The sequence below is a fragment of the Nocardia kruczakiae NBRC 101016 genome (assembly GCF_001612965.1).
In the GTDB taxonomy this organism is placed as follows: Bacteria; Actinomycetota; Actinomycetes; order Mycobacteriales; family Mycobacteriaceae; genus Nocardia; species Nocardia kruczakiae.
This window is the reverse complement of the sequence record NZ_BDBL01000038.1, coordinates 60,831-80,002: the sequence shown is the minus strand read 5'-3', so window position 1 is coordinate 80,002 and position 19,172 is coordinate 60,831. Positions and strand designations below refer to the sequence as shown.

The following is a 19,172-nucleotide window of genomic DNA, read 5'->3' as shown; positions in this document are numbered from 1 at the left end:
GGGGGCGCGGCCACCGGGGTCGACACGCAGGAGCACAACATGACGCGACGTGGCACCACGGACGCCCCGTGGCGGATCGGCACCCGCGGCAGCGTGCTGGCACTGACCCAGGCCGGCACCGTGCGCGACGCGCTGATCGCCTCCGGGCAGCACGCCGAATTGGTGATCGTGAAGACGGCGGGCGACCAGTCGTCCGACCCGGTCGAGAAGATCGGTGTCGGGGTGTTCACCGCCGCGCTGCGCGAGGAACTGGCCGCCGGGACCGTCGACATCGCGGTGCACTCCTACAAGGATCTGCCCACCGCGCCGGACCCGCGCTTCACCATCGCCGCGATCCCGCCGCGCGAGGATCCGCGTGACGCGCTGGTCGCCCGGGACGGCCTGGTGCTGGGCGAACTACCCGCCGGATCCCGGGTCGGCACCTCCGCGCCACGGCGTGCCGCTCAGTTGCGCGCACTCGGACTCGGTCTCGAGATCGTGCCGTTGCGCGGCAATATCGACACCAGACTTCGTAAGGTCGCCGAGGGCGAACTCGACGCCGTGGTGGTCGCGCGGGCAGGGCTGTCCCGCGTGGACCGGCTCGGTTCGGTCACCGAGGCCCTCGAGCCCGTGCAGATGTTGCCGGCACCGGCTCAGGGCGCGCTCGCGGTCGAATGCCGCAGCGAGGAAAGCGATCTCGTCAGCATCCTGTCCACCCTCGACGATCCGGGCAGTCGCGCCACGGTCGTCGCCGAACGCGCGCTGCTCGCCGAACTGGAAGCCGGTTGCACGGCGCCGGTCGGTGCGCTCGCCGAAGTCGTCGAATCGCTCGACGACGAGGGCCGCGTGGTGGAGGAACTGTCGCTGCGCGGCGGCGCGGCGGCGATCGACGGCTCGGATGTCATCCGGGCCTCCGCGGTCGGCTCGCTCGCGAACGCAGAGCAGTTGGGCCGCGATCTGGCGCGTGAGCTCCTGGAGCTGGGGGCGCGCGACCTGCTGGCCGGCGAGGTATCCGCCGGCGCGTCCGACTTCACCAATCCCAGCCCGATGGAGAACAAGCCATGAGCCGAGCCACCAAGAAGCATCCCGGTCGGATTCTGTTCGTCGGGTCGGGTCCTGGTGACCCGGCGCTGCTCACGGTCCGCGCCCGCGAGGTGCTGGGACGAGCGCGCCTGGCGTTCACCGATCCCGATGTCGACAAGGGCGTGCTGGCCATGATCGGCACCGCCGTCGAGCCGGGGCCCGACGGGGAATCCGCCGTCGACGTGCGCCCCGCGCTGGGCGAGCCGGCCGAGGTCGCGAAGACGCTGGTCCACGAGGCCCGCGCCGGACACGATGTGGTGCGGCTGGTCTCCGGCGACCCGATGACCACCGATTCGGTGATCTCCGAGGTCAACGCCGTCACCCGGTCGCATCTGAACTTCGAGGTGCTGCCCGGGCTGCCGTCGGCGACCACGGTTCCGGCGTACGCCGGCATCGCGCTCGGCTCCTCGCACACCGAGGTCGACGTGCGCGGCGAGGTCGACTGGGCCTCCGTCGCCGCCGCCCCCGGCCCGCTGGTGCTGCACGCCACCTCCGGCCACCTGGCCGAGACCGCGAGCGCGCTGGTCGAGCACGGCCTCGCGCCGCAGACCCCGGTGGCGGTGACCGTGCGTGGCACCACCCGGCAGCAGCGCACCATCGAGGCGACGCTGGCCACCCTGAACTCCGCCGCCTCGGAGCTGGTCGGACCGCTCGTGGTCACGGTCGGCAAGGAGGTCGAGAAGCGCTCCAAGATGTCGTGGTGGGAGTCGCGGGCGCTGTACGGCTGGACCGTGCTGGTGCCGCGCACCAAGGAGCAGGCCGGTGAGATGAGCGAGAAGCTCGTCATGCACGGCGCCATCCCCATGGAAGTTCCGACCATCGCCGTCGAGCCGCCGCGCAGCCCCGCGCAGATGGAACGCGCGGTCAAGGGCCTGGTCGACGGTCGCTACCAGTGGGTGGTGTTCACCTCCACCAACGCCGTGCGCGCGGTGTGGGAGAAGTTCGGCGAATTCGGTTTGGACGCACGGGCTTTCTCCGGTGTGAAGATCGCCTGCGTCGGTGAGGCGACCGCCGACAAGGTGCGCTCGTTCGGTATCAATCCCGAGCTGGTGCCCAGCGGTGAGCAGTCTTCGGAGGGTCTGCTGGCCGACTTCCCGCCCTACGACGATGTTTTCGATCCGGTCAACCGGGTGCTGCTGCCGCGCGCCGATATCGCCACCGAAACGCTGGCCGAAGGCCTGCGCGACCGCGGTTGGGAGATCGACGATGTCACCGCGTACCGCACCGTGCGGGCCTCGCCGCCGCCGGCCGAAACGCGGGAGATGATCAAGACCGGCGGCTTCGACGCCGTGCTGTTCACCTCCTCGTCCACGGTCCGGAATCTGGTCGGTATCGCCGGAAAGCCGCACGCGCGCACCATCGTTGCCTGTATCGGCCCCAAAACCGCCGAAACGGCCATCGAATTCGGTTTGCGCGTGGATGTGCAGCCCGAGATCGCCCAGGTCGGCCCGCTGGTCGACGCCCTGGCCGAACACGCCGCCCACCTGCGCGCCGAGGGCCTGCTGCCCCCGCCGCGCAAGAAGAGCCGCCGCAGCCGCTAGCGGCTGAGCGAAAGACCCTCACACCCGGCGTACGCGCATGAGGTCGCGGACGAGGCTGCAGGTCTTGTTCGAGGGCGGCCGAATGCCGACGACCTCGGCGGTGCGCCGGATGGTCTGGTTGTCGGCGAGGTTGGCGCGGTAGACGCCGGAGTCGAGCAGGGCGATGGCCAGTCGCATGGCCTTCAGCCTGCGGTTGTGCATGACGTACCAGGAGCGCGGCCGTCCGGCCGGTAGAGGCTGTTTCAGCAACGGCGCGTAGGGATCGATGATCGTCGGTGCGGTGGGCATGAGAATCCTCCCCTCGGATGGAGATTCGCCGGGTCGTCGGTGCGCCGAATCGAAGGCGGGACGGATATGGGCAGTCCGTCCCACCGCCGATCGATCGGTCGTGCGCCGTGGGCAGTAGCGCGCTACCGGTGCCGGTTCGACTGTTGACGAATCCCCTCGAACACATCTTCGATTCTACCGGAGGGCACCGACAAAAACCGGGCCCCGCAACGGGTTTCGGCGCGCGGCCGGATCGCCCGCTCGTCGCCCGGAATTTGCCGGCTGTGATCCGCGCCAACCGGCCGGGAGGTGCCTGGGAGCCGGGCTTCCGCGCGGCGTATCGTGCGTTTATGACCGGAATGGACCGCCCGCGGCGGTTGCGTCGTACCCCCGCGATGCGTCGCCTCGTCGCCGAAACCACCTTGGAACCAAGGCAATTGGTACTGCCGATGTTCGTCGCCGACGGACTGGCCGAACCGCGCGAGATCAGCTCGATGCCCGGCGTGTACCAGCATTCGATGGATTCGCTGCGCAAGGCCGCGGCGGAGGCGGTCGGCGCGGGCGTCGGCGGCCTCATGCTGTTCGGCGTACCGCGTCCGGAGGACAAGGACGCGGTGGGCAGCCAGGCCAGTGCCCCGGACGGCATTCTCAACCGCGGCCTGCGCGCGCTGACCGAGGAGGTCGGCGGCGACACCGTCGTGATGGCCGACACCTGTCTGGACGAATTCACCGATCACGGGCACTGCGGGGTGCTGGCCGGCGACGGCTCCGTCGACAACGACGCGACCCTGGACCGTTACGTCGAGATGGCGCTGGCCCAGGCCGAGGCCGGCGCCGAACTGCTGGGCACCAGCGGCATGATGGACGGCCAGGTCGGCGCGATCCGCGCGGGCCTGGATGCCGCCGGTCACATCGATACCGGGATCCTCGCCTACGCGGCCAAATACGCCTCGGCGTTCTACGGCCCGTTCCGGGAGGCCGTCGGCTCGTCGCTACAGGGCGATCGACGCACCTATCAGCAGGATGCCGCGAATCGGCGCGAATCGCTGCGCGAACTCGAGCTGGACCTGGCCGAGGGCGCCGACATCGTGATGGTCAAACCGGCCATGTCGTATCTCGACATCCTGCGCGACGTCGCCGATCATTCGCCGGTTCCGGTCGCGGCGTATCAGATCTCCGGCGAGTACGCGATGATCACGGCCGCCGCCGAACGCGGGTGGATCGACCGCCGCGGCGCCATCCTCGAATCGCTTCTCGGCATCCGCCGGGCGGGCGCGGATATCGTGCTGACCTACTGGGCCACCGAGGCCGCGCACTGGCTGTCGTGAATCCTGCGACAATGCCGGCCGAGCCCGGCATCCGAACCAGACCCGAAGATGTGCGCACCGCCTGCCAGCTGTGGTGGGCCGTCGTCGCGCTCGGGGTGTTGCGCCTGATCCTCGGCGCGGTCGACCGTCTCGGCAATCGCCGTCAGGTCGCCCAGGACTTCTACGACCAGCTGCACGGCGAGCGGCCCGACTTCAGCGTTGCGCAGATGGAGCTCGTGGTCTCGATTCTCGAGGTGCTGGTGCTCACCTACGGCCTGGCCCTGGGGATCGGCGCGGTGGCCGTGGTGCACGAGCTCGGTCGCGGGCGACTGTGGGCGCGCACGGTTGCCGATGTGGCGACCGTGGTGCTGGTGCTCGGCGCCGTCGGGTCGATGTTCGGACTCGGTGCGGTCGTGGGCGGCCCGGCGGTGCTGATCGGGGCCGCGGCGATATTACAGGCGGTCCTGGCTTGCGGAGCCGTATTCCTCTGCCGCAGAAAGGAATCCGAGGCTTACTTCCGAGCCGACGGCCACTGAGACGCGAGGCCGAATTTGTCGCGTGCCGACCGGGATGTATGGTGAGGGTTGTCACAGATAGCTCGGGAACTGAAAGTCGTTGGTTGTGCGTTGCTCTTCGGATGTGGTTTTTCGGTCGGTGGTCCCATCGATCGGTCACCGCGATGAAAGCGCAGCACGGATGGCTTCGGTGGATCGGAGACATCGATGCGCGTGGTGATTCAGCAGCGACAAAGCATTCGACGCGATGTTCTGGTGATGGGACTGCTGCTGCTTCTCGCACTGCTCACCCTCGCCGGACTGCTGCTCCCGGGGAAGGTCGGCTGACTCCGCCGCCACCCGCTCGGTCCGGCACGCGCGTCGTATTCGGAGGTCTTGCGTGAGCGACGCCCAACCCACCGCCGCGGTGCGGCCGGATTCCGTGCTGTTCAGCGAGCCCGGCGCCCGCTGGCGAACGGTCGCCTACGGCCCGCTGCTCTGCCTGCTGGTGCTGATCCTGGAACTCGCGCTGCGGCGCGGCCCGGTGCACTGGTTCGGTCTCACCTTCTGCGCGATTCTGCTCGCCGGATTCGTGACTCTGCAGGTCGTCGCGGGAAAACGCCACGTCAGCGTCGAACTCACCGACTCCGCGCTGCGCGAGGGCACCGAAACGCTGCCGCTGGAGTCGATCGCGCGGGTGTTTCCCGAACACGACGAGGAATCGTGGGACGACGATCCCTGGGAGTCGGCCCGCGCACTGGGTGAACTGACCGGAGTGCCGCGCCGTCGCCGCGGCATCGGCCTGAAATTGCGCGACGGCGCCATGGTGCAGGCCTGGGCGCGCGATCATCAGCAGTTGCGCGCCGAGTTGAGCGCCGCACTCGAGCGGCTCGCCGAGGAATCGGCTCCCGCGGCGAAGGATTCCGCGGACTCTCCGGCGAAGGAGTCCGCGGCCGTGCTCGCGGCGAGCGCGGACGATGCGGAGAATTCGGTGGTGGCGTCCGGTTCTGACAGCCAGGGCGACGTGGGGTCCGAGGGCAAGGAGGATGTCGCGTGATGCGCCGGCTGTGGATCCTGCTCGATCTGGTGCTGGTCGTGGCCTGCGCGGTGGCCGCCGTGCCCATCTGGCGGCACGGGGTGCACCGGACCTGGTTCGCGGCGGTGGGAGATCAGCCTGCCTTCGAATCCACTCACTACGCCGGTCCGTGGCTGGCGCTGGCCACGGTACTGGTCGCCGCCGCGGGGCTCGCGGCGATCGATCTGGTGGTGCGGTGCGCGGTGCGTCCGCGCTGAAACGTCTGTTTCCCACAGCCGCACCCGTTTTCGCTGCGCGTCGCCCGATAGCGGATCGAGTGTTGTGGGTATTGCAGGTAAATGAGCACCATGACGCGCACCCGAGCAGTGCGGAAATCCTCGTTCACGATTCTCGCGGCCGCGGCGATCGGTATGGCCCCGGTGGCCGTGGCCGCCGCCTCGCCTGAAAGTCCTTCGGCCGCACGCACTTCGGCGGTTACCGTGGAGCCGGCCGGCCCGCAGGTATCCGGCGCGCAGAGCCGAGCCGCCGCGGGTGTCGCCGATTCGGTGGCCGCCACTGCCGTGTCGCCGCGCGCCGGGCAGGTTTCCTCACTGCTGGATCTGCTTCCCACGCCGCTGAATTGCCTGCTGTCCACGGGGTATGCGCTGCTGTGCCTGGGCGTGCCGGTGCCCTGACCCGCCGCCGCGCCGGGGTCGAAGACCTTCGGTCAGTGCCACTGCTGGAAGACGTCGAGCAGGCGCGTGCCGTGCGATCCGGGCACGTTCGCCATCACCACGACGCTGCCGTCCGGATGGCTCGCCGCCTCCTCGATCACCTGTCGCAGTGAGGCGTGCACGTTGCCGTTCTGATCGTGATAGAGCTGGGTGTCCGGCTTCAGGCCCGCCCCGATCCGGCTCTCCGGGACGACCATCGTGACCAGTGCGGGAATCGGCCCGTCGCCGAGCGCGGCGGTCTCGTCGTGGGTGAGGATGACTCCGGCGCGCTGCTGTTCGGGCTGGACGACCGGCGTCACCGCGGCGGCCTGGGTCGCTGCCGCGACGGAGCCGGCGAGGGTTGTCAACAGGGCTAACCCGAATATTGCTTTACGCATGGACCCTCCCGGCGGTGAGCGTGATGGTGGGTACGAGGTTACGCATGGGCAACCAGGCCACAACCCTTATGGCAGGAAATTTACGCCGCGTGTTGCGCTGCGGGCGCCGACGGGCGAATGTGAGGAAATTCTCGGCAAACCGCTGGTCGGGCGAGCGAGAGTACAATGCACCGGCCCGTCCTGTGGGGTGGCTCACCCCACTACACCCTGTCGTCGACCGCTCCGGCGGGGGCTGCGACACTGGTGGTCGTGAGTTCTTCTCCGCGCGCGACCCAGGTAAACGTGCCGGTCTCCGCCCGACTCTTCGAACGCGCCGCCGCGATCATCCCCGGCGGTGTGAACTCGCCTGTGCGGGCCTTCAATTCGGTCGGCGGCACCCCGCGATTCATCGCTTCGGCGCGCGGGTACACGCTCACCGACGCCGACGGCAACGAGTATGTGGACCTGGTGTGTTCCTGGGGACCGATGATCCTCGGACATGCGCACCCGGCCGTCGTGGACGCGGTGCAGCGGGCAGCCACCAGCGGGCTGTCCTTCGGCGCGCCGACCGAGGCCGAGATCGAGCTGGCCGAGGCGATCGCCGCGCGGGTCGATCCGGTGCAGCGGGTGCGGCTGGTGAACTCCGGCACCGAGGCCACCATGAGCGCGGTGCGGCTGGCGCGCGGATTCACCGGGCGCAGCAAGATCGTCAAGTTCGCGGGCTGCTATCACGGCCATGTCGACGCGTTGCTGGCCGATGCCGGTTCCGGCGTCGCCACTCTGGGTCTGCCCACCTCGCCGGGTGTGACCGGGGCGCAGGCCTCCGACACCCTCGTATTGCCCTACAACGACCTCGAAGCCGTCGCCACGGCCTTCGCCGAATATCCGGGCCAGATCGCCGCCGTGATCACCGAGGCGGCCGCCGGCAATATGGGCGCGGTCCCGCCGCTGCCCGGTTTCAACGCCGGCCTGCGCGAGCTGACCAGCGAACACGGCGCCCTGCTGATCATGGACGAGGTGATGACCGGCTTCCGCGTCAGCGCCGCGGGCTGGTACGGCCGCGATCCGGTGGCCGGCGATCTGTACACCTTCGGCAAGGTGATGAGCGGCGGACTCCCGGCCGCGGCCTTCGGTGGCCGCGCCGAGGTCATGGATCACCTCGCGCCGATCGGACCGGTGTATCAGGCGGGCACGCTCTCGGGTAATCCGGTGGCAGTGGCGGCCGGGCTGGCCACGCTGCGCGCCGCCGACGCGGACGTCTACGCGGCCCTCGACCGCAACGCCGAACGACTCGGATCCCTGATCACCGAGGCTCTGACCACCGCGGGGGTCCCGCACACCGTGCAATTCGCGGGCAATATGGTGAGCGTGTTCTTCGCCGAGGGTCCGGTTACCGACTACGCCACCGCCAAGGCCACCGCCACCTGGCGTTTCCCGGCCTTCTTCCACGCGCTGCTGGAGCGTGGCGTCTACGCGCCGCCGAGCCCGTTCGAGGCCTGGTTCGTCTCGGCCGCCCTCGACGAGGACGCATTCGACCGTATCGCTGCCGCACTGCCCGCCGCCGCCGCGGCAGCCGCGGCCGCCACACCCGAAGGATCCCGCGCGTGAGCGACTCAGATCAGCTCGAATCCGTCACTGCCGCAACAGAATCCCCCTCGCACGAAGAACCGGCGTCGTCCGGTGCGGCCCCGGCGAGCGGGGACACCGAATCGTCGCAGGCGCCCGTGCCCGGCTCTGGAACAGATGCCGGCAAGGTTCCCTCACTCCCCGGTGATGTCGCCTCGGATACCGAGACGATCGTGCACGTGATGCGCCACGGCGAGGTGCACAACCCCAAGGGCATCCTCTACGGCCGCCTGCCCGGCTTCAGTCTCTCGGTGACCGGCCGTTCGCAGGCGGCGACGGTCGCGCGCACCCTCGCCGACCACGACATCGCCCTGGTCGTCGCCTCGCCGCTGCAGCGCGCCCAGGAGACCGCCGCGCCGATCGCCGGACAGCACGGGCTGATCGTGCGCACCGACGACAACCTCATCGAGGCCGGTAACACCTTCGAGGGCCTGCGGGTGTCGGTCGGCGACGGCGCACTGCGCAAGCCGCGGCACTGGTGGAAGCTGCGCGATCCGTTCACCCCGTCGTGGGGGGAACCGTATCTGCAGATCGCGCATCGCATGCTCGCCGCCGTGAACAAGGCGCGGGTGGAGGCGGCCGGGCACGAGGCCGTGGTGGTATCGCATCAGTTGCCGGTGTGGACGTTGCGTCGCTTCCTGGAGGGCAAGCGGCTGTGGCACGATCCGCGGCAGCGGCAGTGCTCGCTGGCTTCGCTGACTTCACTTGTGTACCAAGGCGATACGTTGATCGACATCGTCTACTCCGAGCCGTCCGGCGGCTCGGATCCCAGGGTGACCGGGGCGTGAGCGGGGCGGTCCGGCGTCTGCTGCCGATGCTGCTGGCCTGCGTGGCGGTCGTCGCCGCGCTGGCCGGTTGTTCGTCGGGTAACGACGCGGTCGCCCAGGGCGGCACCTTCGATTTCGTCTCACCCGGTGGGAAGACCGACATCCGCTACGACCCACCCGCCGCACGCGGCACGATCGGCCACCTCTCGGGACCGAATCTGCTCACCGGCAAGACCGTCTCGGTCGACGACTTCCCGAATCAGGTCGTCGTGCTGAACCTCTGGGGCCAGTGGTGTGGGCCGTGCCGCGCGGAAGCGCCCGCGCTGGAACAGGTCTACGAACAGTCCAAGGACAAGGGCGTCGCCTTCCTGGGGATCAATGTGCGTGATCCGCAGCAGGACAAGGCGCGCGACTTCGTGACCGACAATCACGTCGGCTATCCGTCCATCTACGACCCCGAGATGCGCAGCCTGCTGGCGCTCGGCGGCAAATTCCCCACCAGCGTCATCCCCACCACGCTGGTGCTGGATCGGCAGCATCGCGTCGCCGCGGTCTTCCTGCGGTCGTTGCTGGCCGAGGATCTGCTGCCGGTGGTGAATCAGGTCGCGCAGGAGGGCCGGCAGTGACGGCTCTGGCCTCGCCGGCATCGGCTTCCCCGGCATTGGCTTCGATCGGCGAATCGTTCCAGCAGACCGCGGCCACCGGGCCGCTGCTGCTGGCCTTGGGCGCCTGCCTGCTCGCCGGGCTGGTCTCGTTCGCGTCGCCGTGCGTGGTGCCGCTGGTGCCGGGTTATCTGTCGTATCTGGCCGGGCTCGTGGGCGCCGAAGCGCCGCCGGTCACCGTCGGCGAGGCCCAGGGCAAGAGCGCGGCCGTCGCGCTGCGCCCCGGGCGGATGCGCGTGGCGGGCGCGGCCGGACTCTTCGTCGCCGGCTTCACCGTGGTGTTCGTGCTGGCCTCGGCCACGGTCTTCGGGGTCATCCAGACCCTGAACGTCAATCGTGAACTGCTGCAACGCATCGGCGGCGTGGTGACGATCGTGATGGGTCTGGTGTTCCTCGGCCTGGTGCCGATGTTGCAGCGCGACACCAGAATGCATCCGCGCCGGCTCACCGGAATCGTCGGCGCACCGCTGCTGGGCGCGGTGTTCGCCCTCGGCTGGACGCCGTGCCTGGGTCCGACGCTGTCCGGCGTGATGGCCGTATCCGCCGGTACCGAGGGGGCGACGGCCGCTCGCGGGGTCGTGCTCATCGTGGCGTACTGCCTCGGTCTCGGCCTGCCGTTCGTGATTCTCGCGTTCGGGTCGGCCACCGCGTTGCGCGGAGTCGGCTGGCTCCGGCGCAATTCGCGCACCATCCAGATCATCGGCGGCGTACTGCTCGTCGTGGTCGGCGTCGCACTGGTCACCGGGATGTGGGATCAGTTCGTCGGATGGATCCGCAATGTTTTCGTCTCCCAGGTAACCCTGCCGATCTGAGCCCCATGACTGCCACGATGACGCCCCCGTCCACCGCCGCGAAGCCGCCGCGCCAGTCGCTGCCGCGCCGCGCGTTCGCACTGCTGCGCAACGCCTGGCGCGGATTGACCAGTATGCGCACCGCGCTGATGCTGCTGTTCCTGCTGGCGCTGGCGGCGATTCCGGGGGCGTTGCTGCCGCAGCGCAGTCTCAACCCGCAGAAGGTCGACAAGTACATCGCCGATCGCGGCACCCTCGGTCCGTGGATGGACCGGCTGCAGCTGTTCGACGTGTTCTCCAGCTTCTGGTTCACCGCGATCTACGCCCTGCTGTTCGTCTCGCTGGTCGGCTGCATCGTGCCGCGCGTCTTCGACCACTACAAGGCGCTGCGCACACCGCCGGTCATGGTGCCGCGCAACCTGGTCCGGCTGCCGCATCACGCCGCGACCACCACCGACGACACCCCCGCCGAGGCGATCGAGCAGGCGCGGCGCGGGCTGCGCGGCTGGCGCACAGTGGTGCGGGACGAATCCGCCGTGCGCAACGGCCGTCCCGGTGAGGTGACGCTCTCCGCGGAGAAGGGATATCTGCGCGAGCTCGGCAATCTGGTCTTCCACCTGGCCCTGGTCGGCCTGCTGGTCGCGATCGCGGCGGGCAAGCTGTTCGGCTACGAGGGCAACGTGATCGTCGTCGCCGACGGCGGTCCCGGATTCTGCACCACCTCGCCGGCGGTCTTCGATTCGTTCAAGGCCGGGCGGGTCAACGACGGCACCGGGCTGACCCCGGTCTGCGTGCGCGTCAAGGATTTCAAGGCCGACTACCTGCCCAACGGGCAGGCCGAGATGTTCACCGCCGACATCTCGTATCAGACCGGCGAGGATCTGGCGACCGACACCTGGCGTGACACCACCATCCAGGTCAACCATCCGCTGCGCGTCGCCGGCGACCGCGTCTACCTGCAGGGACACGGCTACGCGCCGACCTTCACCGTCACCTATCCGAACGGGCAGAAGCGCACCGAGACCATCCAGTGGCGGCCCGACGACGGCGCCACCTTCCTGTCCAGCGGTGTGATGCGATTCGACCCGCCGGGCGGTATGTACGGCAGCGAGGACGAGCGGCGCAAGAACCAGATCGCGATCGAGGGCCTGTTCGCCCCTACCGCGCTGATGCACGGCAGCCTGCTGACCTCCTCATATCCGGGACTGACCGATCCGGCGGTGGCGATCGACATCTATCGCGGCGAAACCGGACTCGACACCGGGCGCGCGCAGTCGCTGTTCTCGCTCGATCCGGAGATGATCAAACAGGGCCGGCTGACCAAGCAGCAGCGCGTCAATCTGCGGCCCGGTGAATCGGCGACGCTGGCCGACGGCACCAAGGTCACCTTCGACGGCGCGCAGCAATACGCGAACCTGCAGGTCTCCCACGATCCGGCGCAGAGCTGGGTGCTGGTGTGCGCGCTGACGATGATGGCCGGTCTGCTGGTCTCGCTGGTGGTCAAGCGGCGGCGGATCTGGTTGCGCGCCTATCCGGAAGGCCCGGACGAGGGCGGTTCCGGTGAACGACGTACTGTAGTAGAAATGGGTGGGCTGGCCCGCACCGACCAGGCGCGCTGGGGCGGCGAGTTCGACCGCTTGCTGACGCGGCTGCTCGGCTCCGACCGCACCGACACCGGCAGCCCCACGGATCAGCGCCCGGTCGCCCGGACCGAGAGCACGGGAGAGTGAACATGCCGATCGACGAGACACTCGCCGGTTACAGCAATCTCGCCTTCAAGACGGCGTTCGTCGTCTACCTGCTGGTGCTGGCGATGCTGATCGTGCAGTACGCCTCCGCGAAGAAGAAGGTGACCAGCGCCCAGGAGCGTGAGCGCGAACTGGTCGGCGTCGGTGCCTCCGGTGGCGTGAGCGCCGACCGGCCGCTCGTGCCCGGCAAGCTGGAGCCCGCGCCGAAGCGTTCGCTGGCGGAGCGGCTCGGCAATATGGCGTTCGCGGTCGTCTTCGTCGCGATCGGCCTGCATCTGGCCTCGATCGTGTTGCGCGGCTTCGCGACCCACCGATTCCCGCTCGGCAACATGTACGAGTTCATCACCATGGCGACCGCGGCCGCGATGGTCACCGGCCTGGTCTTCATCCACGACCGCCGGTACCGCGCGATGTGGGTCTTCCTGCTGGTCCCGGTGCTGATCCTGATGTTCCTGGCCGGTCAGGTGCTCTACGCCGACGCCGCGCCCGTGGTTCCGGCGCTGAAGTCGTACTGGCTGCCGATCCACGTCACCATCGTCAGCATCGGCAGCGGCATCTTCATGCTCTCCGGTGTGGCGAGCCTGCTGTTCCTGCTGCGCATGAACCAGCCGGAGGGCCAGGAATCGAGCAACCCGCTCGGCGCCCTCGCCCGCCGCCTGCCCGACGCCCGCACCCTCGACCGCCTCGCCTACCGCACGACGGTCGTGGCCTTCCCCCTCTTCGGCACCGGCATCATCCTCGGCGCCATCTGGGCCGAAAGCGCGTGGGGCCGCTTCTGGGGCTGGGACCCGAAGGAAACCGTCTCCTTCATCGCCTGGGTCATCTACGCCGCCTACCTGCACGCCCGTGCGACCTCCGGCTGGCGCGAAACCAAGGCCGCGTGGATCAACGTGGCCGGCTTCGTCGCGATGCTGTTCAACTTGTTCATCATCAACATCGTGGTGAGTGGGTTGCACTCCTACGCGGGTCTCAACTGAGATTCGGCGGCTGTTCGGCCGCGGCTCGAGTGCCTCTCTCGGGTCCTCGGGTATCCACTCCGCATGGGGGATCACTGGCAGCGTGAGTCGGCAGTGAGCCTGATGCGCAATATTGCGACCTGGCTGCCCGCGGTGGTGCAGCGATGTTCTCGGTTAGGCGTCGCTGAGTGTCGGTAGCGCGTCAACCTGCGTAAACGCGCGGCACCGGCACTGCCTGCGCCGACGGTTATGTCTGGTTAAGGATGTGGCAAGTTTCATTGCAATCGCATTAATGCGATTCAACCGGAGGGTTGGAACCGGTTACTGTGATCGCGCGAAGGTTGCCCTTCATCTGGAGCGGATACGTCGGCCTTCGTTGCTAGGGGATGAACCGGTGCCCCACTTCAGTGGTCTGAGCCGCCCAGCGGGTGGGGCACTGCCTCCTCCCGCTGCCTACTGTCGCGCCGCGCCGACGACATTCGCCGGTGGGCGGGGCCGGTCACCGCATCGTGGATCTTTCCGGATGGGTCGCCTCGCCGGGGTTCGGTGAGGCCCGGCACCCGCGCGGTGGGCCGGGTTTCATCCCGGTCTGCGGGGCATCCGATGGCGTCACCGTTGATGACGGTCCGGTGCGGTGGAGATCGTCTGCCGAGTGCGGGTGCCTCAACAAGGTTTCGCCCGTACGAGTCGGACAGCATGCGGCCCAGAGCAATACGGTCGTCGGAATTCCCGCGGCGATCAGCAGGCCGATCACCGGATCGTTGCCGCGACCGCGCGACCACGCGGGCTCAGTTGCCAACGGCAGCGGTCCCGGCTCGGGACGATCAGGCCGCGCGCGTGCAGGCGGGCCAGCGCGTTACGAATGCTTCGCGTGGTGTGCGCCGTGGCTCGTTGCAGTTGGGCGGTGGTCAGGAGCCCGCCGGGCGCGAGTGTGCGCAGGACGGCGCGCTCGGTCGGATTCACGCGCGGGCTCCGGAGGCGTGCCATCGTGCGAAAGACAGGCGAGGGCAAGCGGTTTCGACGTCCGCGAGGTGCATGATCTGGTCGAGGGTGCGGGCGTCGAGATGGGCCGGTGTGGGCATGACGATCGCATCCACGTCGGCCGTGCGGATCTGGTCGAGCAGTGGAATCGTCCGATGCGGCGCCGGCCAGAGCAGCGTGTAACCGAGGTGGCGGGCCAGCCGTTTCACCTGTGCCGCATCCCAGTTCGGCGCGGTGCTGACCTCCGGGTCGATCCAAGCCAGCGCTGTCGGACGTGTTCTCATCCCTACCCCTCCTGTCTGTGTATGTCAGATTCGGCGCAGGTAGGAGCCTCGAAGACCAGTGAAGGGACAGGGGGACAGGGCGGCGGTATCGATCTACTCTCGGTGCATGGGCGAACACGTGGGGCGGCGGATCGCATCCGAGCGCAAGATCGCGGGACTGGGGCAGCGTCAGTTGGCGGCGCGCGCGAACTATTCGTTGTCGATGGTGAAGGCGGTCGAGCAGGGCCGAGAGGTGGCATCACCGGGGTTCATCGCGGCGGTATCCAGGGCGTTGGGGATAGACCCGGACAGGTTGCAGGGCACGCCCTATCTCGAGACGCTGGAAGAGGACGGACCCCTCGAAGGCCTGCCCGAGCTGCGCGCCGTACTTGCCGAAGGTTCGTATGTGCGGGCACTGGAGCCGACGACCGCCGCGGAGTTGCGCGCAGAACTCGACTCCGTCGAAGCTGCGTTGCACAACGATCGGACGCGCCGCGCTCTTGCGTTGCTGCCGAACCTGATTCGACGACTGCACGGTGCCGCCGAGACAGCTTCCGACGATGCTGGGCGCGCCGCTGTGTACGGCATGCTGTGCGCGGCCTACATAGCAGCGGAAGGTGCATGCTGCCGGCTCGGATACTCGTCGTTGACCGCTCTGGTACTCGATCGGCTCGATACCGTCGCGGCGCGCGCGGACGACCCCGGCTTTGCGGTTCGCAGTTTGATGAAGCGCTCGCGGCTACTCATGGCGCACGATTCAACCGATGTGGCAATGGATTTGGTGGCACGAGGGATGGCGTTGGTCCCCGGTGCCACCGAGGGAGAGCGGGTGTTGCGCGGCTACGGGCACCTGCGGGCAGCCATCGTGGCCGCGCGCGGCCGTCGTCTGGAACTCGCGCAGGACCACATCGCCGCCGCACGTGACATCGCACGGCCGATGAGCCATGAGAGCGACTTGTACACCACGGACTTCGGGCCTGGCAACGTCGAAATCCATGCCTGCGCAGTGGAGTTGGAAGCCGGTGATCCGGGCAGAGCGGCCCGTGAGGGAGCGGAACTGCGGATCCCGTCCGACGTTGCCGCGCCGCGCATCGGCCATCACTGGCAGGACAATGCGCGCGCGTGGTTGATGTCGGGTAAGCCGGATCGAGCGCTGGCGGCGCTCAACAAGGCCCGTGCCGCCGCACCGCAGCAGACGCGGCTGCATCCTTCGGTTCGTGAGACCGTGTACGGCATCGCTGCGGCGCAGCGCCGTCAATCCGAGGGGTTGCTGGGGTTCGCGGCGTGGATCGGGGCGGGGCTCTAGCGAAAACTCCTTCGTTTTCAGGGTCCGCCCACCTCGAACGCGTATCTCGGCCCTCCCGGCGGTCGACCTCGCGGCGTGGATCGGCGCTGGGCTTCGACGAGATCGCATCGTCACCGGGCTTTCGCTCATGGGCTGAATTTTTCGTGCAAACCTCCGCCGGAATGGAGGAAAACCCGCAAAGTGGGCGAGGTTTGCACGATTAGTTCACGGTTCGCCCGCTCCGAATACATATCTCGGCCCACGGGTGGTCTCTACCTCACGGCGCGGCGACAGCTGTGGCGTCCGGGGCGAACGCCCGGGCGACGGCAAGGCTGTCCTCGTAGACGTGGTGGCGGGTGATCAGGCCGTTCTCCACCGTGAGGTGAAGGACGAAGCGGGCGCGGTAGGGGCGTCCGGTTGCGCGTGCGGTTTGGCGAATCTCGCCGAGTACCACCGCATCCGGGCCGTCGATGAGAATGCGCTCGACCACCGTACCGACCTCTTCGGGAACATGGTGCTCAGCGATTTCGCGGAAATGCGCGGCCGCGTCGGCGCGGGTGGAGCGGTGTGTGATCCACGGGGTGGCGGCGCGGCCGTGCTCGTCCTCCGGCCAGTTCAGCTTCCAGTCGCTCGTCGGGGCGTACAGCGCGGCAATGGTTTCCGGATCGCCGCCCGCCATGCGGGTGAGCAGATCTTCGACGACGGTGCGGGTGGCAGCGGAATCGTTCACACTGTCGACCCTGCCCGCGCGGGGGCCGCACGTCCATTACCTCCGACGTCATGCGGATCGAAGGTTCAGGACTTCTTGCTCGGGATGACGATGACCACGATGAGGGTCAGGATGCTGAAGAACAGTCCCAGTAGCCCCCAGCCGAACGGGTTGCGGCCCTTGGCGGCGGCGATGGCGGCGCAGATGAACGCGGCGATGATGCTGCCGATGGCGACGAAGATTCCTTTGACGCCGCGCAGGATGAATCCGGCCGCTTCCGGATCGGTGTGGGCGGCAGCCAGCAACAAGTTCATGATCACTCCTCCTGTGCCGCGAGCTTCCGGGCCGAAAAAGATTCCGGTGTGCGGCTTCTCAGCAGTACCCGCGCGCCGAGACCGCAAACGACGGCGCTCCCCGCTTGCGATCGACAGGCCCACGGCCCACTGTCGCGCTGCAACAGAAGGGAATCCACCAACCGCAATCCCAACCCGCGCCCGCGACCGCCGGCCCACGGCCCGTGACCGGCGGCCTGTGACCGGCGATCCGCGAGCCGCGATCCGCGAGCCGCGACCGGCGATCCGCGAGCCGCGACCGGCAACCCGCGCACCGCGACCCGCATGCGACCCACCGCCCACCGCGAGTGACGCCCCCGCGCACCGAGGAGACCGACGTGGGATCCGCACTCCGGCCGGGTCCTCATCCCCTGGCCGTCGCCAACACCATTTTGCCTGTGCTGGAACCTGATTCGATGCGTCGATGCGCCTCGACCACCTGGTCGAACGGCAGGGACTCGACCTGGACGCGTAGCGCCCCGCGTGCGGCGGCTTCGACGGCCCGGCGCAGCGCGGCTCCGGCTTCGGCGGGGTAGGCGGCGGCGAAGGCGGCGAGATTGAAGCCGGAGACCGTTCTATTGGTGAACCACAGCTCGTTCGCGGAAACTCCGACGTCTTCGGCACCGGAAGCGTTGCCCATCACGACCATTCGGCCCAGCGGGCGAAGCCGGTCCAGGCTCGCGCGACGGGCCGGGCCGCCGACCATATCGACCACGATGTCGAACTCTCCTGCGCTGGAGATGTTCTCGCGAAGGATCACCTCGTCGTAGCCGAAGGACCGAGCTACGTCGATCTTCGCTGCGCTGCCGACGGTGCCGACCACCCGGCCCGCACCGAGCAATCGTGCGGCCTGGCCGAGCTGGCTGCCGACGCCGCCGGCCGCCGCATGTACCAGCACACTCTCGCCGGGTTCGATCCGCGCCACGCGATCGAGAACGAGAAAGGCGGTGGTGCTGTTGGACGGCAACGCCGCCGCGACATCGAGGCTCAGGTCGAGGCCGTCGAGCGGTGCGACCAAGGCGGCGGAGGTGACCACGACCTCGGCGTAACCGCCACTGTCGACGATGGTCAGCGCCGCGACCGGCTGTCCGACCGTCAGGCCCGTCACGTCCGGTCCGACGGCACGGATCCGGCCCGAGACCTCGATACCCGGCACGAACGGTAACGGCACACCGACCACACCCTGCCGGTACAGCACTTCGGCGAAGTTGGCTCCCGCGTAGGCGACGTCGATGGAGACCTGGCCCGGACCGGGTGCCGGGATGTCGACGGTGGCCGGCCGCAGTACCTCCGCGGGACCGAATTCGGGGATGGTGATCGCCTGCATCTGTGCATTGCTCATGACGACGATCATCGGCGCGCGGCAGGCGAGGAGGCAGTGTCAGCTCATCCTGGGTGTGAGACCACCAGGCTGCAACAGCCGTTCCAGGCGTTCGGCGGTATCGGTTCCGGGGCGCGGATTGTGCAGGATCAGGTGGTGGCCGGGGTGGTCGGGCACCGGGAACAGCGTGGCGTCGAAGATCAGCAAGCCCACATCGGGATGTTCGACGGCCTTCACCGCGACGCTGTGTTCGGCGGCGTCGTGCCGGGCCCAGAGCTCGGCGAACTCCGGGCTGACCTGCGCGAGATCGGTTGCGATGCGGTCGAATTCGGGATCGTCGGGATAACGGGCGGAGTCGGCCCGGAACCCGGCCGCCACGCCCGGCGCATTCTCCGCCCACTGCCGATGCAGGACGCGGTAGCGGGCATTGGTGAAGTAGGACACCAGGCAGTTGTGGTCGGTGTCGCCGTAACCGAACACGCGCCGCGCGGCGTCGTTGACGGCGGTGAAATTCCAATGCCGGTCCCGGATGTATCCCGGGCGCGGCGCCCATGCGTCCAGCAGCGCCTGCATCTGCGGAGAAGCCGGGACCGACGGCGCAGCCTCGCGCTGCGGCGGATTGAGGCCGGAGAGGCGATACAGATGTGCGCGTTCGGCCTCGTCGAGCAGCAACGCGCGGGCCACGGCGTCGAGCACCTCGCCCGAGACCTTGATATCGCGCCCCTGCTCGAGCCACGTGTACCAGGACACGCCTACCCCGGCCAGCACGGCGACCTCTTCACGCCGCAACCCGGGAGTGCGCCGCCGCCCGGCCTCCGGAAGTCCCACCTCGGCGGGCGTGAGCCGCTCGCGGCGGCTGCGCAGATATTCTCGCAGCTCCGCCCGCCGCCGATCCCGCGCGCTCGTGCCGCGCGGATCATCGCTCACGCCAGTACTCACTCGTTCACGATAGTGA

General features: G+C 68.7%; 21 protein-coding genes and 1 pseudogene. 14 read left to right on the top strand and 8 right to left on the bottom strand.

What is annotated here, in order from left to right:
- The first annotated feature begins 39 nt into the window (after positions 1 to 39).
- Both hemC and NK1_RS25425 read left to right on the top strand, forming a co-directional pair.
- Positions 40 to 1,044: a hydroxymethylbilane synthase gene (gene hemC, locus NK1_RS25430; protein ID WP_063012639.1), complete on the top strand. Its 1,005-nt coding sequence runs from the start codon at positions 40 to 42 to the stop codon at positions 1,042 to 1,044.
- Positions 1,041 to 2,603, top strand: coding sequence for a bifunctional uroporphyrinogen-III C-methyltransferase/uroporphyrinogen-III synthase (locus tag NK1_RS25425; protein WP_063012606.1), 1,563 nt, complete (start codon positions 1,041 to 1,043; stop codon positions 2,601 to 2,603). The genes hemC and NK1_RS25425 overlap by 4 nt, the downstream gene beginning before the upstream one ends.
- Positions 2,604 to 2,621: 18 nt before the next feature.
- On the opposite strand, the gene NK1_RS25420 is transcribed toward NK1_RS25425, so the two are convergent.
- A complete protein-coding gene (locus tag NK1_RS25420) occupies positions 2,622 to 2,891 on the bottom strand; it encodes a hypothetical protein (protein ID WP_063012603.1) in 270 nt (89 codons plus the stop codon).
- Positions 2,892 to 3,220: 329 nt separating this feature from the next.
- Here NK1_RS25420 and hemB point away from each other — a divergent pair, with 329 nt between their 5' ends.
- The 5 genes and pseudogenes from hemB (at position 3,221) to NK1_RS25395 (ending at position 6,381) form a co-directional block, all read left to right on the top strand.
- Positions 3,221 to 4,198 carry a porphobilinogen synthase gene (gene hemB, locus NK1_RS25415; RefSeq protein ID WP_063012637.1) on the top strand — a complete coding sequence of 326 codons (978 nt, stop codon included), beginning with the start codon at positions 3,221 to 3,223 and terminating at the stop codon, positions 4,196 to 4,198.
- A gap of 11 nt (positions 4,199 to 4,209) precedes the next feature.
- Positions 4,210 to 4,713 (top strand): hypothetical protein, encoded by a 504-nt coding sequence (locus NK1_RS25410; protein ID WP_063012601.1) that lies wholly within the window; start codon positions 4,210 to 4,212, stop codon positions 4,711 to 4,713.
- 385 nt (positions 4,714 to 5,098) lie between these two features.
- Positions 5,099 to 5,614: pseudogene (mce1N, locus tag NK1_RS25405) on the top strand (transport-regulating membrane protein Mce1N); the annotation flags it as partial.
- Positions 5,615 to 5,724: 110 nt separating this feature from the next.
- Entirely contained in the window at positions 5,725 to 5,964 is a 240-nt protein-coding gene (locus NK1_RS25400) for a hypothetical protein (RefSeq protein WP_143860068.1), read from the top strand.
- 81 nt (positions 5,965 to 6,045) lie between these two features.
- Positions 6,046 to 6,381 carry a hypothetical protein gene (locus NK1_RS25395; RefSeq protein WP_063012599.1) on the top strand — a complete coding sequence of 112 codons (336 nt, stop codon included), beginning with the start codon at positions 6,046 to 6,048 and terminating at the stop codon, positions 6,379 to 6,381.
- A 32-nt stretch (positions 6,382 to 6,413) separates the two neighbouring features.
- Here the strand turns inward: NK1_RS25395 and NK1_RS25390 are convergent, their stop codons facing one another.
- Positions 6,414 to 6,767: a hypothetical protein gene (locus NK1_RS25390; RefSeq protein ID WP_245660806.1), complete on the bottom strand. Its 354-nt coding sequence runs from the start codon at positions 6,765 to 6,767 to the stop codon at positions 6,414 to 6,416.
- Positions 6,768 to 7,046: 279 nt separating this feature from the next.
- On the opposite strand from NK1_RS25390, the gene hemL reads away from it, so the two are divergent.
- From hemL to ccsB, 6 genes are all read left to right on the top strand, one after another.
- Positions 7,047 to 8,384: a glutamate-1-semialdehyde 2,1-aminomutase gene (gene hemL / locus NK1_RS25385; RefSeq protein WP_063012635.1), complete on the top strand. Its 1,338-nt coding sequence runs from the start codon at positions 7,047 to 7,049 to the stop codon at positions 8,382 to 8,384.
- A 200-nt stretch (positions 8,385 to 8,584) separates the two neighbouring features.
- Positions 8,585 to 9,190, top strand: a complete 606-nt coding sequence (locus tag NK1_RS25380; protein ID WP_051025203.1) for a histidine phosphatase family protein — start codon at positions 8,585 to 8,587, stop codon at positions 9,188 to 9,190.
- A gap of 26 nt (positions 9,191 to 9,216) precedes the next feature.
- Complete coding sequence (locus NK1_RS25375; RefSeq protein WP_039781250.1) at positions 9,217 to 9,795, top strand: TlpA disulfide reductase family protein; 579 nt, start codon at positions 9,217 to 9,219, stop codon at positions 9,793 to 9,795.
- Positions 9,792 to 10,643, top strand: coding sequence for a cytochrome c biogenesis CcdA family protein (locus tag NK1_RS25370; RefSeq protein WP_245660804.1), 852 nt, complete (start codon positions 9,792 to 9,794; stop codon positions 10,641 to 10,643). Before NK1_RS25375 ends, NK1_RS25370 begins: the two co-directional genes overlap by 4 nt.
- A gap of 5 nt (positions 10,644 to 10,648) precedes the next feature.
- Positions 10,649 to 12,352: a cytochrome c biogenesis protein ResB gene (resB, locus tag NK1_RS25365; protein WP_063012595.1), complete on the top strand. Its 1,704-nt coding sequence runs from the start codon at positions 10,649 to 10,651 to the stop codon at positions 12,350 to 12,352.
- Between the two features lie 2 nt (positions 12,353 to 12,354).
- Complete coding sequence (gene ccsB / locus NK1_RS25360; protein WP_063012593.1) at positions 12,355 to 13,347, top strand: c-type cytochrome biogenesis protein CcsB; 993 nt, start codon at positions 12,355 to 12,357, stop codon at positions 13,345 to 13,347.
- A gap of 729 nt (positions 13,348 to 14,076) precedes the next feature.
- Here the strand turns inward: ccsB and NK1_RS25355 are convergent.
- Positions 14,077 to 14,289, bottom strand: a complete 213-nt coding sequence (locus NK1_RS25355; RefSeq protein WP_157104431.1) for a helix-turn-helix domain-containing protein — start codon at positions 14,287 to 14,289, stop codon at positions 14,077 to 14,079.
- Positions 14,286 to 14,591, bottom strand: a complete 306-nt coding sequence (locus tag NK1_RS25350) for a hypothetical protein (protein WP_063012589.1) — start codon at positions 14,589 to 14,591, stop codon at positions 14,286 to 14,288. Before NK1_RS25350 ends, NK1_RS25355 begins: the two co-directional genes overlap by 4 nt.
- A gap of 106 nt (positions 14,592 to 14,697) precedes the next feature.
- On the opposite strand from NK1_RS25350, the gene NK1_RS25345 reads away from it, so the two are divergent.
- Entirely contained in the window at positions 14,698 to 15,876 is a 1,179-nt protein-coding gene (locus NK1_RS25345) for a helix-turn-helix domain-containing protein (protein WP_063012587.1), read from the top strand.
- A gap of 256 nt (positions 15,877 to 16,132) precedes the next feature.
- On the opposite strand, the gene NK1_RS25340 is transcribed toward NK1_RS25345, so the two are convergent.
- The 4 genes from NK1_RS25340 to NK1_RS25325 all read right to left on the bottom strand — a co-directional run bounded on the left by NK1_RS25340 (position 16,133) and on the right by NK1_RS25325 (position 19,156).
- A complete protein-coding gene (locus tag NK1_RS25340; protein WP_084461537.1) occupies positions 16,133 to 16,585 on the bottom strand; it encodes a nuclear transport factor 2 family protein in 453 nt (150 codons plus the stop codon).
- Between the two features lie 65 nt (positions 16,586 to 16,650).
- A complete protein-coding gene (locus NK1_RS25335) occupies positions 16,651 to 16,878 on the bottom strand; it encodes a deoxyribodipyrimidine photolyase (protein WP_245660802.1) in 228 nt (75 codons plus the stop codon).
- A 382-nt stretch (positions 16,879 to 17,260) separates the two neighbouring features.
- Positions 17,261 to 18,238 (bottom strand): quinone oxidoreductase family protein, encoded by a 978-nt coding sequence (locus NK1_RS25330; protein WP_063012629.1) that lies wholly within the window; start codon positions 18,236 to 18,238, stop codon positions 17,261 to 17,263.
- 39 nt (positions 18,239 to 18,277) lie between these two features.
- Positions 18,278 to 19,156 (bottom strand): helix-turn-helix transcriptional regulator, encoded by an 879-nt coding sequence (locus NK1_RS25325; protein WP_245660801.1) that lies wholly within the window; start codon positions 19,154 to 19,156, stop codon positions 18,278 to 18,280.
- Positions 19,157 to 19,172 lie beyond the last annotated feature (16 nt).

What these genes read in the sequence shown, in the direction of transcription:
- NK1_RS25335 (WP_245660802.1), bottom strand. Translation starts at nt 16,878, where the DNA reads ATGAACTTGTTGCTGGCTGCCGCCCACACCGATCCGGAAGCGGCCGGA.
- NK1_RS25420 (WP_063012603.1), bottom strand. Translation starts at nt 2,891, where the DNA reads ATGCCCACCGCACCGACGATCATCGATCCCTACGCGCCGTTGCTGAAA.
- hemB (WP_063012637.1), top strand. Translation starts at nt 3,221, where the DNA reads ATGACCGGAATGGACCGCCCGCGGCGGTTGCGTCGTACCCCCGCGATG.
- NK1_RS25330 (WP_063012629.1), bottom strand. Translation starts at nt 18,238, where the DNA reads ATGAGCAATGCACAGATGCAGGCGATCACCATCCCCGAATTCGGTCCC.
- NK1_RS25345 (WP_063012587.1), top strand. Translation starts at nt 14,698, where the DNA reads ATGGGCGAACACGTGGGGCGGCGGATCGCATCCGAGCGCAAGATCGCG.
- hemC (WP_063012639.1), top strand. Translation starts at nt 40, where the DNA reads ATGACGCGACGTGGCACCACGGACGCCCCGTGGCGGATCGGCACCCGC.
- NK1_RS25395 (WP_063012599.1), top strand. Translation starts at nt 6,046, where the DNA reads ATGAGCACCATGACGCGCACCCGAGCAGTGCGGAAATCCTCGTTCACG.
- NK1_RS25410 (WP_063012601.1), top strand. Translation starts at nt 4,210, where the DNA reads ATGCCGGCCGAGCCCGGCATCCGAACCAGACCCGAAGATGTGCGCACC.
- NK1_RS25350 (WP_063012589.1), bottom strand. Translation starts at nt 14,591, where the DNA reads ATGAGAACACGTCCGACAGCGCTGGCTTGGATCGACCCGGAGGTCAGC.
- NK1_RS25425 (WP_063012606.1), top strand. Translation starts at nt 1,041, where the DNA reads ATGAGCCGAGCCACCAAGAAGCATCCCGGTCGGATTCTGTTCGTCGGG.
- NK1_RS25380 (WP_051025203.1), top strand. Translation starts at nt 8,585, where the DNA reads ATGCGCCACGGCGAGGTGCACAACCCCAAGGGCATCCTCTACGGCCGC.
- resB (WP_063012595.1), top strand. Translation starts at nt 10,649, where the DNA reads ATGACTGCCACGATGACGCCCCCGTCCACCGCCGCGAAGCCGCCGCGC.
- ccsB (WP_063012593.1), top strand. Translation starts at nt 12,355, where the DNA reads ATGCCGATCGACGAGACACTCGCCGGTTACAGCAATCTCGCCTTCAAG.
- NK1_RS25375 (WP_039781250.1), top strand. Translation starts at nt 9,217, where the DNA reads ATGCTGCTGGCCTGCGTGGCGGTCGTCGCCGCGCTGGCCGGTTGTTCG.